Origin of the sequence: Paenibacillus sp. KN14-4R, from assembly GCF_052180255.1 — a bacterium.
In the GTDB taxonomy this organism is placed as follows: Bacteria; Bacillota; Bacilli; order Paenibacillales; family NBRC-103111; genus Paenibacillus_AM.
Genome location: NZ_CP197466.1, coordinates 3,991,561 through 4,006,271 on the forward strand (window position 1 = coordinate 3,991,561; position 14,711 = coordinate 4,006,271).

At 43.8% G+C, this 14,711-nt stretch carries 10 protein-coding genes; 2 read left to right on the top strand and 8 right to left on the bottom strand.

What is annotated here, in order from left to right:
• Nucleotides 1–95: 95 nt before the first annotated feature.
• Together ACSBOP_RS19690 and rluF are read right to left on the bottom strand one after the other, a co-directional pair.
• Nucleotides 96–2,483 (bottom strand): YcdB/YcdC domain-containing protein, encoded by a 2,388-nt coding sequence (locus ACSBOP_RS19690; protein WP_442602177.1) that lies wholly within the window; start codon nucleotides 2,481–2,483, stop codon nucleotides 96–98.
• Nucleotides 2,484–2,597: 114 nt separating this feature from the next.
• Nucleotides 2,598–3,296, bottom strand: coding sequence for a 23S rRNA pseudouridine(2604) synthase RluF (rluF, locus tag ACSBOP_RS19695; protein ID WP_442602178.1), 699 nt, complete (start codon nucleotides 3,294–3,296; stop codon nucleotides 2,598–2,600).
• 303 nt (nucleotides 3,297–3,599) lie between these two features.
• On the opposite strand from rluF, the gene ACSBOP_RS19700 reads away from it, so the two are divergent.
• The gene (locus tag ACSBOP_RS19700; RefSeq protein ID WP_442602179.1) at nucleotides 3,600–5,327 is read left to right on the top strand and encodes a methyl-accepting chemotaxis protein; all 1,728 of its coding nucleotides are present in this window, start codon (nucleotides 3,600–3,602) and stop codon (nucleotides 5,325–5,327) included.
• Nucleotides 5,328–5,407: 80 nt separating this feature from the next.
• Here the strand turns inward: ACSBOP_RS19700 and ACSBOP_RS19705 are convergent, their stop codons facing one another.
• The 6 genes from ACSBOP_RS19705 to ACSBOP_RS19730 form a co-directional block, all read right to left on the bottom strand.
• Nucleotides 5,408–7,471: an ABC transporter ATP-binding protein gene (locus tag ACSBOP_RS19705; protein ID WP_442604538.1), complete on the bottom strand. Its 2,064-nt coding sequence runs from the start codon at nucleotides 7,469–7,471 to the stop codon at nucleotides 5,408–5,410.
• 20 nt (nucleotides 7,472–7,491) lie between these two features.
• Complete coding sequence (locus tag ACSBOP_RS19710) at nucleotides 7,492–9,234, bottom strand: ABC transporter ATP-binding protein (protein ID WP_442602180.1); 1,743 nt, start codon at nucleotides 9,232–9,234, stop codon at nucleotides 7,492–7,494.
• A 462-nt stretch (nucleotides 9,235–9,696) separates the two neighbouring features.
• Nucleotides 9,697–10,743: a cytochrome d ubiquinol oxidase subunit II gene (locus ACSBOP_RS19715; protein WP_442602181.1), complete on the bottom strand. Its 1,047-nt coding sequence runs from the start codon at nucleotides 10,741–10,743 to the stop codon at nucleotides 9,697–9,699.
• 15 nt (nucleotides 10,744–10,758) lie between these two features.
• Nucleotides 10,759–12,078, bottom strand: a complete 1,320-nt coding sequence (locus ACSBOP_RS19720) for a cytochrome ubiquinol oxidase subunit I (RefSeq protein WP_442602182.1) — start codon at nucleotides 12,076–12,078, stop codon at nucleotides 10,759–10,761.
• 165 nt (nucleotides 12,079–12,243) lie between these two features.
• Nucleotides 12,244–12,501, bottom strand: coding sequence for a hypothetical protein (locus tag ACSBOP_RS19725; protein WP_442602183.1), 258 nt, complete (start codon nucleotides 12,499–12,501; stop codon nucleotides 12,244–12,246).
• A 68-nt stretch (nucleotides 12,502–12,569) separates the two neighbouring features.
• Nucleotides 12,570–13,928, bottom strand: a complete 1,359-nt coding sequence (locus tag ACSBOP_RS19730) for a sodium-dependent transporter (RefSeq protein WP_442602184.1) — start codon at nucleotides 13,926–13,928, stop codon at nucleotides 12,570–12,572.
• Between the two features lie 168 nt (nucleotides 13,929–14,096).
• On the opposite strand from ACSBOP_RS19730, the gene ACSBOP_RS19735 reads away from it, so the two are divergent.
• Nucleotides 14,097–14,399: a LysM peptidoglycan-binding domain-containing protein gene (locus ACSBOP_RS19735; RefSeq protein WP_442602185.1), complete on the top strand. Its 303-nt coding sequence runs from the start codon at nucleotides 14,097–14,099 to the stop codon at nucleotides 14,397–14,399.
• The last annotated feature ends 312 nt before the right edge of the window (nucleotides 14,400–14,711 follow it).

The window sequence follows — 14,711 nt, forward strand, 5'->3', positions numbered from 1 at the left end:
TAAAAAAAACTTATTATTTCTACACAATGAAGGGAGTGCTAACCAGTAATTGGTAACACTCCCTTTATTTAAGATGAATCTATTATTCTAATGCACTAGTACATGATGTTATCTTGGATAATCGGGCGTGTCTGGAGGAATCGATAGAATGCGCTTGCTGCTTGTGCACGAGATACCTCATCATGTGGATTGAATTTATTGTCATTAAGCGTCATTATTCCAAGACCTACAATGATCGCAGCCCCACCAGGTGCCTTGACTTCGGCACGATCTGTAAAGTCTTTGTTAAACATCGATTCATACTGAGACAGCTTCTTAAGTCCAAGACCTCGCGTAATGAGCTGCGCCATTTCTTCACGAGTCATCTTCTGATCGGGGTTGAAATTTTCATCTTTATCGATGAGACGACGGTCCAATGCAGTTTCAACATAAGCAAAGTAGCGGTTACCATTGGAGACGTCTTTGAAGGATGCCTGACGAGTCATCATCTCTGAACCGAAGTACATATTACCACCGTTCATCGCTGTAACTAGCATCTTCACCATCTCGCCCTTCGTAATGGAAGCATCCGGATTTACTTTGCCATCCTTTACGTCGAGTGCTTGATAATCAAGCATGAGCTGGAGCGCATTTTTTGCCCAATGACTCTCAATATCGGTTACTTTTACTTTCTCTAGTGTCACGAGTTCACCTGTAGAGCTATTCTTCCAAGTTCCATTGACGGCATCCAGGTAATAAGATTCACGTTGGTATTTATTCGTAAGCTGGTACACAAGCTTTGCTTCTTTAGCCTCTGATTTCTGATTAACTGGCATCCTCTCACCAGCAGCCAACATCATTTTATACTTTTCATAAGGCATGCCAGGGATATTTTCCCAAGGTTGTACATACACAAGTTCTACATCATATTGGGAGAACAAGATATCCTTTGCTTTGTCTACCGAAATCACCGTCGGCTTCTTATTAGGGAAATTCGTCATGTTCATGTTGTTGTAGTAATTTACGATATCGCCAGTTTCCTTATCAATGGACACATGTACGTTATTGTGACCAACATTCACACCATCGCTCACATGTTTGAAATCTAGCTCATACATACGCTGATCTGTCACAGGTTTAGGGGAACCTTCCGATTGAATCGTTACGATTTCTTCATTTAGCGTGGAAAGGATCAATTCATGGGTGTAATAAGGGACTTGTTTTTTGACCAAATCAATGGCTTTACTCTTCGCTTCCTCAATCGTCACTTTCGTATCATAAGGCAATGGTTTTCCAGTTACTGGGTCATAACTTTGCACATTGAGATTGTAATTGATGATCTCGCCTGTCTTTGCATTGATTTGCGCCCAAATCCCATTACCGCCTGGAAAACGAATTTTATCGGATTTATCGACAGGCACACCCCAACTTAAATTCCAGCTGCCCACCATTTCACCGGTTTGATCATTCAAGTTCTCATTGTAAGACCCATTTTGCAGCACCATACCATCCGGCATTTTGAAAGCAGCCTTTATTTTCGCTGCCGCTTCTTCCTTGCTTAGGCTCAGTTTACCTGCAGGTTTGTCCCCTAGCGGCTTATCTGTAATCGGCTTTTTATTGGGTTCAGGAATGTTAACCGATCCGTTATTCCACACTTCACCCGTATTCGCATCTAGTATAACGGGATTAATGTTGTAACCAATGTAGGGTTTCTTCACTTGTGCTTGAAAAGGAATCTGATAGAACAACTCCGGCGTCATCTTGTCTCTGAACGCTTTTTTAGCTGCTTCAACGGAAATTAATGTGCCTTTATTCTCAAACTTCGCTTTATCGTTCCAGTTGAATGAGTAATTGACGACTTGACCATCACCATTGACCGAAATTTGAACGAAATCCTGTGGGAACTTTACCCCATTAATGGTACGAACAAACGTATAACCGTAATGTGCATCGCCATTAAGCGGTGAACGTTGGTCGTCGTCGGATTGTGCATTGTATTGTAATTGACTCTGCTCTTTTGCATTCATTTTCGCAATCCATTTAGCAGCAATCTCTTTTCCCGCTTTGAAGTCAACCTTAGGAGGGAAAGTTGGCTTACGGTCTGGATCATTCTCATATTGCCCCAAATTCAGTACACGGCCCGTGTTAGCGTCAACGGAATAATTGACACTTCCAAAATACCTCGAGCCTACCCGTTTGCTGTAGTTCACATGCCATACACTGCGCTCATATGAGCCATTCCATCCTTCATTTAGATTGACGGACTCCAGGGTATAACCTTCCGGGATTTCAATGACTTTCTTCGCGATAGCGATTGCCTCTTCTTTAGAAATCTTCGTCTTTATGTTGGAATCGTCATTAGAAGAAACTTTCGCTGACGAAGTATTCGTTATCTGTACGGTGTTAATAGGCGCAGAGGGTGATGCTGCGAGTACCCCTGATACAGAAGTAAACAATAACGTTGATGCAATTGCCGTAGTGCCAACCATTTTTAATAACTTCAACAAAATCGGCCTCCTCATTCAATCATCCAATTTTAACTTCAGATCTATAGACGAAGGGTTCTTGGTAAAAGTTACTATGCTTACGCAAAGATTTCAAAATTATTTTTTAATTCATTACTGCTTATAATTCAGGTCACGAAAAAGCTCGTCCAATTCAGAAGCAGTCAAATCTCGCCACTGACCTGTGCGCAGGTTGCCTAAGTTAATATTCATAATCCGTACACGCCGTAATTTACGAACAGAAAATCCAAATGCACTGCACATGCGGCGAATCTGACGATTTAGTCCTTGTGTCAATACAATTCGAAAGGTGTAATCATCCACAGGAATGACTTTGCAAGGCTTTGTCATTTGCCCCAGTACACGCACCCCTGAAGACATCCCACGTACAAAGCTTGGGGAGTAGGCACGATCTAACGTGACGACGTATTCTTTTTCATGATTATTCTCTGCACGCAATAACTCATTGACGATATCCCCATCATTCGTGAGCAGAATTAAACCGTCTGAATCTTTATCCAGTCGTCCAATTGGGAAGATTCGTTCAGGATGATTCACAAAATCAATGATGTTACCCCGAATATGACGCTCTGTTGTCGATGTAATGCCCGTTGGTTTGTTCAAGGCAATATACACGTAATCGGGACGCTCACCGATTCGCTTGCCTTTTACCTTCACAACATCACCTGGTTCAATAACGGATCCTAACTGTGCCACTTCTCCGTTAATCGTCACGCTGTGGGATTCGATCAAGCGGTCTGCCTCACGGCGCGAGCATATGCCTGTTTCCGCAATATATTTGTTAATTCGCATAGTAAACTCCTTTACGTGTTGCAAAAATAGATGACTTTTTTTCGATTATGCTCGATTTGCTAGATGACTTCAAGTTTAGCCCTTAAGAGGATTTATTTTCATGCTCAAATCGGCCCTTAAGTCAAGTATTGTTTCCTTTCCGTATTATAGTTAATATACATTTATTCTTACATATAAACTTACACACATTTAATGACAATATCGACTTAAACTGTTAGAAAAAGGGGGATATTTTATATAAAATCAGTCACAACACGTCAGCTTACACGAGTTTTTGTCAGAATTTATTAAGGAGAATGTAAAATGAGAATAATGAATCTTTTAAAGAATCTAAAAGTATCAGTCAAAATTTACTTACTGCTCGGATTATCTCTTGTTTTCATGGCGATCATTAGTATTGCTAGTTATATCTCGATACAATCTATCGGAAATAACTCCAAAGCGATGTATTTAGAAAAGTTAGTACCGAATGATCTTATCTCTAAAATTTTATATAACAATGCCAAGATTGATTATTTTGAATTAGAGCTTAGATCGTTAACAGAAACGGCGAAAAAACAAGCAAGCTTACAAAAGATTGATGCTCATATTGCGGACAGCCAAGAAGCGCAGAAGCAATTCGAAGCCCTTCCGATGACAGATCGTGTAAAAGAACAAATGGATATTTACAAAGCCAAGCTGGAAGCCAGTCAAGTTCAAATCAAGAAGTATAATGATATGTCTCTACAAAATAAAGAAGACATTGCTTATGCACTCTTCTCTACAAATGTACAGCCCCTTCGCAATGAGATGATCAAGGCATTAACAACGATCACACAATACAACCAAGAGGATGCAAAAGCTTTCTATGAGAGCAACAAGGATGACTTACAACGCTCATCCATTTGGAGTGTTATCATTTGGTGTCTATGCTTAGCTATCTGTATTGTAACAGGTTACTTTATTATTCAAATCATCAAAAAGCCGATTCATGAAATTGAAGCCTTGATGAAAAAAGCACAACAAGGTGATCTAACCATACGAGGCACTTATGTATCTGACGATGAGCTTGGTAAGCTTACAAATGACTTCAACCTAATGATTGACGCACAAAGGGAGATTATTACTAATATTAGCACGAATGCGGAAACATTATCGGCAAGTACAGAAGAAATGCTTGCAGGTGCTCAGCAATCCGCCGTTGTATATAAGCAGGTCGCGTCCGATGTTCACCAAGTTTCGGAAGGTGCTAACTTACAATTATTGAATGCACAAGAAAGCGTACGCTCCATGGAAGAAGTTGCAATCGGGATTCAACGGATTGCTGAATTTTCCTCGAACGTGCTAGAATCATCAGTCGATGCTGCTCATAAAGCAAACGAAGGCAACACATCCATTCAGCAAGCGATTGAGCAAATGGCTGCCATCCGTGCAGCCGTTTATGAATCATCGACAGTTGTAAAACAATTAGGTAATCGCACTAACGAAATTGGAAAAATCGTGCAGGTGATTTCCAACATTGCGACACAAACCAATTTACTTGCACTCAACGCAGCTATTGAAGCCGCAAGAGCTGGGGAACACGGTAAAGGCTTCGCGGTTGTTGCGAACGAAGTGAGACAGCTCGCAGAGCAATCCAGTCAATCTGCTAAGGAAATTGTCTCCTTGATCCAATCCATACAAAAGGATAGTAATCAAGCTGCCGTCACTATGACAAGAGGCAATCAAGTGGTAGACGCCGGCACATCCATTATGGAAGAAGTTGGACATGCTTTCGAGGACATTCTTCAACGTGTCGAACATGTTGCCAATCAGATGCAAGAAGTGTCTGCCGCTTCGGAAGAGATGTCCGCAAGCAGTGAACAAATCACAGCCTCCCTTCATCAGATGGAGAGCATTTCTGTACAGTCCAATTCGAGTATCAAAAATGTAGCAGAAGCATCCGAATCGCAGCTTGCTATGCTAGATGAAGTCAATTCTGCTTTAACAGAAATGGCACAGATGGCGCAAAATTTGCAAGAAATGACGACTCGATTTAAGACAAATAAATAACAATAAAAGCAACGAACGTTGGCACAAACGCCAATGATCGTTGCTTTTTCCTTGTTTATTCCGATATACGAGAGCTCACTTTATTCAACCGGTACAGCCACATTGGATGAAGCAGGCACTTGAACTCCTTGCCCTTGCTGCAGTTGATACATGTTGAAATAACGTCCACGTTGTGCCATTAATTCCTCATGGTTACCACGTTCTACAATTTCCCCACGGTGCAAGACGAGAATTTGATCTGCACTTCGAATGGTGGAGAGACGATGTGCGATAATAAACGTCGTTCTTCCCTTTTTCAATACTTCTAGCGCATCTTGAATGACGGCTTCTGTCTCTGTATCTATGCTCGCTGTTGCTTCATCCAGGATCAGAATCGCAGGATCGAAAGCAAGTGCGCGAGCGAATGAAATAATCTGACGCTGTCCAGCGGAAAGCGTGCTTCCTTTTTCAATAACAGGTTCATCAAATCCTTTCGGTAAGTTATTCAGCACACGCTGTGCACCAACGGCTGTCAGCGCCGCGTCTACTCTCTCTCGCGTAATCGAAGGATCATTCAAGCTAACATTGTTCGCAATCGTTCCTGTGAACAGGAACGGGTCCTGCAGTACAATTCCCATATGTTGTCGCAGCAATTGTTTTGGAATGTCTTTAACATCCATCCCATCAATCGTTACAGTACCCTTGTTTACATCATAGAAGCGGAACAACAAGTTCATAATCGAGCTTTTCCCTGAACCTGTATGCCCAACAAGTGCAACCGTCTGTCCTTGTCTCGCCTCAAAAGAAATATTCTTCAGCACGTAATCCTCTTCGATGTAAGCAAAGGATACCTGATCGAAGGCAACATTACCTTTATAACGAGGAAGCTTCCCTTCTGCCACATCCGTACCTTCTTGATCCATCAACTCAAATACACGTTCAGCTGAAACCAAGGATGATTCCAGTGTTGCAAGTTGGTTTACCATACCCACAATCGGTTGGAACAAGCGGTTCAAGTAATCGATAAATGCATATAAGACACCCACTGAAATAATAGTGCCTACACCTAATGAGGCGCCGCCAAAATACCAAATTAACAATACAAATGCACCGTTACGCAGTACCCCGACTAAGTTATGTGAAGTCAAGGAATTGAGCTTTTGCATTTTTCTCTGATGCTTGTAGTAGTCCTCGTTCAATTCCTCAAACTCTTGCTTCGTCTCTTTGTTGCGACGGAAAGCACGAATAATCGGCATCCCTTGAATAGATTCGTTAAGCATTCCATTCATATCACTAAGACGCGAACGAATCACACGGTTATACTTACTCGCAAATTTACGATATACCACAATCCACACGAACAAAATTGGAATTAACACCATACTAGCAAGCCCCAGCTTGTAATCTAATACGAATAACGCTCCGATAATCCCAATCATGTAGATCGATCCTGAGAAGAACTGTGCCAATACGGTTACGAACAAGTCTTTGACCGCTTCGGTATCATTCGTCACACGCGATACCACTTTACCTGCCGGCAAGTTATCAAAGTAATTGATCGGCATCCGGTGAATTTGCTTGTAAACATCGCCGCGCATGCGCTGAATCACTCGATTTGCAGACGTTTGCATCACATATTTTTCACCAAATTGAAACACAGAAGCAACGACCAGTAATCCCAGATAGATGAGAATTAATTGTATCATTCCTCGAATCTCAGGTTGATAGAAACGAAACAACTCCGACCCTGTCAGTATTTTTGCCGGGTACTGGGTTTGTTGATCCCCTTTCGTTACTACCAAAGTATCTCCACTAATCGTACGTGCACCATCACTTGCAAGTGCACTTTCAATGAGTACGAACTGACGCCCTACTTGGAGTACGCGTGCTTCTTGACCACGAGGTTCGTTTACCGCAAAGTAATCCTCCTTCTTATACTCCTTGCCATCTCTGAAACTCACATCATAGGAGGCCGAGCTGCTGCTTGGATTCGTCACTTCATACCATTTTTTCTCGATACCTAGAATATGTGTATCAATCATCGTTTTTGCAATAAACGGTCCGGTTAGCTCAGCAGCTACTGTGATCGCTAGCATAACCAAGGACAGAATAAAGCTCTTTTTATACAATAAGGCATATCGCCATAACCTACGTCCTACTCCCATATTCTCGTTCACCTTCTCCCCTAGCCTAAATCGGCTTCCGCCTGTTGGCGTTCATATTGTTCTTTGTACCATCCGCCCAGCTTAATCAGCTCTTCATGCGTACCCTCTTCGATAATCCGTCCTTCATCAATCACCACAATACGGCTAGCATGCTGCACAGCCGACAAACGGTGCGTCACGATCATCGTTGTCTTGCCTGTGCGTTCGCGGCGAATGTTCGTAATAATCTTCGCCTCTGTTCGTGCATCAACCGCAGACATAGCATCATCGAGAAGTAAAATCTCTGGATCGGCAATGAATGCCCGAGCAAGGGATACCCGCTGCTTTTGTCCACCTGAGAGAGCAACACCCTTTTCTCCAACAAGTGTTTCGATGCCCTGCGGCAGTACATGGATATCTTGAGCAAATGAAGCAAGCTCCAGTGCATGCATGACTTCATCTTCTGTCGCATCTTTCTTACCAAAAAGAATATTCTCACGCATCGTCTTCGAGAACAATGTACTGTCTTGCGGGACGTATCCAACCCAGCCTAACAATTGGTCCATGGCAAGCTGGTCAATTGATTTACCCGCTAAAGTAATCTGACCATTGGGCATCGGGTATTCACGTAAGATTTGCTTGATCAAGGTTGTTTTCCCCGATCCTGTCCGTCCGACAATCCCCAATGTTTCTCCGCGTTCCAACTTAAAGTTAATCTGCTGCAAATTATCCACTTCCGAAGTTGGATAACGGAACGTCACATTGTTAAATGCAAGCTGTCCCGGTTCATCCAGTTTCTCTGTATGATCACGATCTGCCACATCTGGTTTGTAAGCAAGCGTCTCATTCACCCGATCTAGTGAAGCTCCACCGCGCTGCATGACGTTCATAAGTTCACCCATTGCGAACATCGGCCAGATAAGCATCCCGAGGTATACGTTGAACGATACAAGCTCTCCCAGTGTAATTTCATTGTGGAAGACCAGATAGGCTCCATAACCTAAACCAATCAAATATGAGCAACCTACGAGAATCTTAATCGTCGGATCAAATAATGAATCGATCTTTGCAACAGCTGTATTTTTCCGGTATACATCTTGTGTCAGTTCTTCAAATCGGGCTTCATCTGCCTTCTCTTGCACATAAGCGCGCACGACGCGAACACCCGCTACGGATTCTAGTACCGCATCATTCATCGTACCGAAGGAATCTTGTGCAACCATAAAACGTGAATGCAGAATCGAACCGAATTTTTGCATCGCAATTGCCATAAGTGGCAGAGGCAGAAGCGCTGCCAACGTTAATTTCCATGAAATCATATAAGCCATCGTCACCAGAATGACGAGCAAAAATGCGGATGAATCAACCAAAGTGAGAATACCAAAACCTGCTGTAATCGACACTGCACGAAGGTCATTCGTCGCTCTTGCCATCAAATCCCCTGTCCGGTTACGTTCATAGAAAGTCGGTGTCATTCGTAACAGGTGTGACATAAAGCGCGAACGGAGCGTCCGTTCCACGAGAAATGCACCACCGAACAGCTTCATAAACCAGACAAACGTTACGACATATATCGAGATAATGAGCAGCGCACCCACTCCCATGTAGACCGCAAGCTTCTCGCCCGTCATCGTGCCGAACTGAATATCATCAATTGCAAGCCCGACTAATTTCGGAGGTATGACCTCAAGCACACCTGCCAAGATCAGAAATGTGATCGCAATCGTGTACCTTTTCCATTCTTGTTTAAAATACCAACTTAACTTCCCTAACACGTCAAACAATATATTCACTCCCCCGTGCTTCATTCTCTCATTACCCGCCATCAGGCAGCCTACGTTTCTAACTTCGCATATGGATTCTTAACTACAAAAAAAGACGTATCGCATGGTTACGATACGTCTTTATCCATATGTATCCTCCAAGTTTTCGAGAAATTACCATAATTTGGAATTTCACTTCACTTCAAGCGATCCATATAAATATAAAAAACGCAGCGTCCCCTATTACAAGCAACACTGCGTCCGATATGTGAGTTCAGTTAGAAGCCGATTGGCTGCTCCGAAGGACGGGTTGCTTTTTCGATGAATTTTTTTTGAAGTTTATCTGCTTTGTTGATGATGATTAACATCGAATACCCACCTTTCGTTTTTGGATTAAACCAGCTATGTTCCGAATTCTAGCATTGGTCGAAATATTTTGTCAATCTAATTTTTGGATAACTTGTCCATTTTTATAAAACTTTATTATCCTTCATCCTGCCTGATGTAACGCTTGTCCTTGAGGAATAGGCGCCAAAATATAACAAAAACAGGAAACAAAATAAGCGAAGATACGATGTAACTGATGAACAAGGCATGCAGCATCGTCGTATTCGTCAACCCCTGCTCAAACGTTAAATACGGGTATATGAGATACGGCATATGTGCCTTGCCATACGCAAGACTCGCAAGCCCGTACTGCAAGATAACAAGCAAAATCGCGATTCTCGGACGACCCAACCGACCTTTTCGATCCTTCCATTGCATCATCGTATAGCCCAGAGCAAAGGCTAGGATCGATAACGAGAACCAAAGCCATTGATCCGCGAATGCTTTCACTACCCAATCAGCAGCTGGTACCATCGTAAATACAGTTAAAACAGCTGTCACTAGATTAATCGGCCCTAGCTTCAGCGCAAGCTTGCGATACACCAAATACGTCTGTTCATCCTCGCCCTCACGCGCATAATCCGCTAGAAACATTGCCGATAAAAACAGCTCTGTCGATAACCCAAATGCTAAATGGGCATACAGCGTCGGATTCGTTAACAGTGCACCGTAATCCAAAACTGGATGCCCGTCCACCATGTGAATAAAACCACCTAAAGTCGCTGGCAATACGCTGACGAGTAGTCCCGGAATCAAGAGACCCGTAATCCCCGATACTTGTCTGAGTAAGCCACTATACTCTTTGACCGAATACGCATAGACCAGCAAAGAACTTCGTATCGTCAGCAGAATTAATACGAGCCCGACTGGCAGTACGAGAACCGAAGCCACTGTATAGATCGCCATTGGGAAAAAGCCAGCTAATGCGACAACGAGCAGCACAAGGAACACATTCGTTATTTTCCAAGCGGGAGACAAGTAGCGATTCGCAATCCCTGCTGCCCGCGTGTCGCCCTTCTTCCCATACACCATCGCCCAGAAACCTGTTCCGAAATCAATCGAGCCTAGAATCGAATAGGCGAACAAGAACACCCATACGATCGTGATTGCAATCTCCGTATCGGTAAACTGAAGTCCCAACATGACATCTCCCTACCCTTACCCTTGAATTTCCTTGCTTACCGGATGCCTGCGGAAGTAAAAGCGCATCACAAAAATCGTCAGCAGTAGTAAAAATACGTACAAACCGACAAACAACGCGAACAACACACCCAGCGAATTCGAATGTACAGCTGCATCTTTCGTACGCTGCACATGATAAATAATCCAAGGCTGGCGACCCGTGCACGCAAAAATCCATCCCGTCTCAATTCCAAGCATCGCCAGTGGCCCCGTAACCACGAATATTTGCAGTACCCACTTTGGAAAATGCTGCTTGCGCAGCCACAGATGCAGGATGCCCGCAGCACCCAAGACAAGCAACAAACTACCGATCCCAACCATCCCATTAAAGAGTGTATGAATCATTAAAGGCGGCCAATTCTCACGCGGAAAATCGTTGAGTCCTTTCACTTCCGTATCAAATCGATTGCCTGCCAAAAAAGATAACATGCCCGGCAGCTCAATGCCCCATTTGACTGACTGCGTCTTCTCATCCGTAAATCCACCAATTGTAAGCGGTGCATGCGTTGTCGTCTCAAACAACCCTTCAGCTGCAGCAAGTTTTTCAGGTAAATAATGATGCAGCATCTGTGCCGTCTCATGGCCATTTACCATCGTAAGTACCGCCATTACAGTACCCATTACAAGCCCCATTCGCAGCGCTTTACGATGATAGACCTGCTCTCGCTCACTGATTCCTTTCCGCAGCAGCTTGAACGCCGCCATCGCCACAATAGCGAACGCCCCGGTCATATAAGCTGTTACCACGACATGCATCGCTGTAATTCGAAAACTTGGGTTAAATACAGCTTCCCATGGATGAATGTCGAACAACTTCCCATTTTCCAAGCGGAATCCGGTCGGCGTGTTCATGAATGCGTGCGCGTCTGTAATCAAGATTGCAGAAGCCGTCGCCCCAATCGCCACAAAAATAACGGACATAATCCGCAGCACCGCTGGCAGACGGTCCGCTGCGTACAAATAAATCGCCATAAATAACGATTCCAAGAAGAACGCCCAAATTTCAATTTGAAAAGGCAGTGCAATGACCTGTCCCACAACTTCCATAAAACCTGGCCATAGCAAAGAGAGCATCGCGCCTACAATCGTACCGGAAGGTATCGCCACCCCCAAAATAATGCCAAACGCCTTCGTCCATCGCTTCGCAAGCAGGGCGTAGTCACTGTCTTTGCGAAAATGATACAAAATCTCCGCCATAATGATCATTAGCGGAATGCCTACCCCAAGTGTTGCAAAAATAATATGAAAAGCAAGCGATGTACCCATCAAAGATCTTGCCATCATGACGGAATCCAACTTGAACAACCTCCTCATCAGTTACATGAATACTTTTTCCACAGAAACCATTCATTGGTAATATGAGCAGGCAGATCAGAATCTATTCAAAAAAAAGACGTACGCAGGATATCATCCATCCATACGCACGTCTTCGAATCCTTATTAAATTGTAAAGTTGCCTACTTAACCGTTAATCTGATTCAAATCTTCATGCTCCGCGCTTAGCGCTTCTTCCAGTCGATCAAGGACCTCAGTATTGGCATTCCCCTGTGCTTGTTCAACCGCATGTTCGGCTTTAGTAAGCGAGTTGCGAGCCTGCTCAATCGTCTGTGGTGTCGGGTGGCTCATCGCCTGCGAAATCGCATTATACGCATGATCTACCGCGTTCTGAGCATCTGAAATCGGATTTTGTGCCTGTAAGCTTGTGTCGTTATCCGGCATATGCTTTTCCCTCCTATCAGCTAGTAGGATGCGGCAAAATAACGAGTGCTATGCACATTTCCATTGCCTTAATGCATGATCCCTGTTGAATACAAGAATATAAGTAAAATTAAGATCGGCGATACATAACGCAGCAGTATCATCCAAATCTTGAACCAAAAACCAGTTAAACCTGCTTCATCGCCAGCCTTTTTCCATACATAACCCACAAAGATCGTGCTCACAAGTCCAGCAATGGGTAAGAGAATATTCGATGCTACATAGTCGATCATATCAAAGATATTTTTACCAAAAATATGGATATCGCTCCATACACCCCCGACAGATAAGGCAGCTGGTACACCAAGCACAAAACAAGCAATTGTCGTATAAATTGCTGCCTTCTGCCTGCTTAGGGACCATCTGCTTTTCACATAGGCAGTTGGCACTTCAAGCAATGACACTGCAGAAGTAAGTGCCCCCATAGCAAGGAGGACGAAGAATAAACCGCCGAACAACGATCCAAACGGCATAGCAGAGAATGCCGCAGGGAGTACGATAAATACGAGCCCAGGTCCCTGTGCAGGTTCAATCCCAAATGCGAATGTTGTCGGGAAAATAATCAGACCGGCAATTAAGGCATAAATCAGATTACCCCCGCCCACAGCAAGGGATGCAGCACCTAATGACTGCCCTTTTTGCACATATGACCCGAATGTTATCATCGCCCCCATCCCAAGTGACATCGAGAAGAATGCAAGCCCCATCGCTTCAAGCATAGATCGCGCCGTTATTTTAGAAAAGTCAGGCTTTAGAAAAAATTCCACTCCTGCCCCTGCACCAGGCAGTCGAAGTGCCTGCACCATGAGGAGAATAAGAACGATCACAAGTCCTGGAATGAGAATTTTGTTGAACTTCTCGATCCCGCTGGAAACCCCTTTTAGAATAACGAACAAGCAGATTGCAAGCGTGACAAACTGCCAAAAGACTGGCGCTGCACTACTTGTAAAAGCATTAAATTGATCATTGTAATCTCCACCGGAAAATAAAGAACCGCTGAAAGATTGCACCGCATAATATAGCGTCCACCCTGCGACTACACTATAGAACGTTAGGATCAAAAATGCGGCAAGAACCCCAATAAAACCAGACCGTTCCCAAAACTTCGATCCTGATAATTTAAAAAAAGATGATGATGCATTTCCTCTGCCCCCACGACCAATTGCAAGCTCCGCGATGAAAACTGGCAAGGCAATTACAATCAAACACAAGATAAACATCACGAAGAAGGCTCCGCCCCCGAATTTACCTGTAATATACGGAAATTTCCACAGGTTCCCAAGTCCTACTGCACTGCCAATCGCAGCAAAAATAAATCCTAATTTACTGAATTGTTCACCCGATTCAGTAAATTCCGATTTCGAATCTTGCCCTTTTTGTTTGTTCATATAAACTCCCCAGTCTCTCAAAGATGTAAGAACTAATATTACAACTTTACAGTTCCAGCATCAAGCGATGGAATGATTAGCTAACTAGGCGAATGACCAGCGCCATTCACCTAGCTCCTTCATATATTGCCTAGAAGTGTAACTCTTTATTTGGAAAGGAGCTTGTGTATGTCAACTTATGTCGTACAATCCGGCGATTCTCTTTACTCGATTGCCTCTGGATTTGGCGTATCCGTCGAGGATATTTTACGGGGTAACCAACTGAATGGAACAACACTCTATGTGGGTCAGACACTAAATATCCCAGAACCCGCCCTATTTCCAATTCATCCATTTCCACCAGGAGGAAGTTTGGACCAGCGGATAATCAGGCTGGAGCGTGAGCAGATTCGCATGGCGCAGGAGATCAATCGGTTGGAGCAACGAGTCAATCGGTTAGATGTAAGGGTGAGGAGGTTGGAGGGACACTAAAAAGGTGAGACGACGAGTTACCCATCCCCTTCCATCGCTGTTGAAAATGAGTTCCTATTATTAGGTTAGTAGGTGGAAACTCATTTTCAAAGGCGAACGCTTCGCTCTCCATGGGATGGGTAACTCTCTGTCTCTTCTTCGAAGTGTTTCTCACAACTGTGCTTCATCCCCCCGCGCGAATTTAGTGTAGGGAATGTAAAAATCCAGAGCGCGATTTGAGGCTCTGGATTTTTGTTTGCCGCTCTACCCGCCTTGCAGTGATTTCACTGGCAAGAGCGAGTAAGCGGCTATTTTTTTATTGCTAATCTTGTG

Coding starts and splice junctions, on each gene's coding strand:
- ACSBOP_RS19700 (WP_442602179.1), top strand. CDS start 3,600: ATGAGAATAATGAATCTTTTAAAGAATCTAAAAGTATCAGTCAAAATT.
- rluF (WP_442602178.1), bottom strand. CDS start 3,296: ATGCGAATTAACAAATATATTGCGGAAACAGGCATATGCTCGCGCCGT.
- ACSBOP_RS19730 (WP_442602184.1), bottom strand. CDS start 13,928: ATGAACAAACAAAAAGGGCAAGATTCGAAATCGGAATTTACTGAATCG.
- ACSBOP_RS19725 (WP_442602183.1), bottom strand. CDS start 12,501: ATGCCGGATAACGACACAAGCTTACAGGCACAAAATCCGATTTCAGAT.
- ACSBOP_RS19715 (WP_442602181.1), bottom strand. CDS start 10,743: ATGTTGGGACTTCAGTTTACCGATACGGAGATTGCAATCACGATCGTA.
- ACSBOP_RS19705 (WP_442604538.1), bottom strand. CDS start 7,471: ATGGGAGTAGGACGTAGGTTATGGCGATATGCCTTATTGTATAAAAAG.
- ACSBOP_RS19735 (WP_442602185.1), top strand. CDS start 14,097: ATGTCAACTTATGTCGTACAATCCGGCGATTCTCTTTACTCGATTGCC.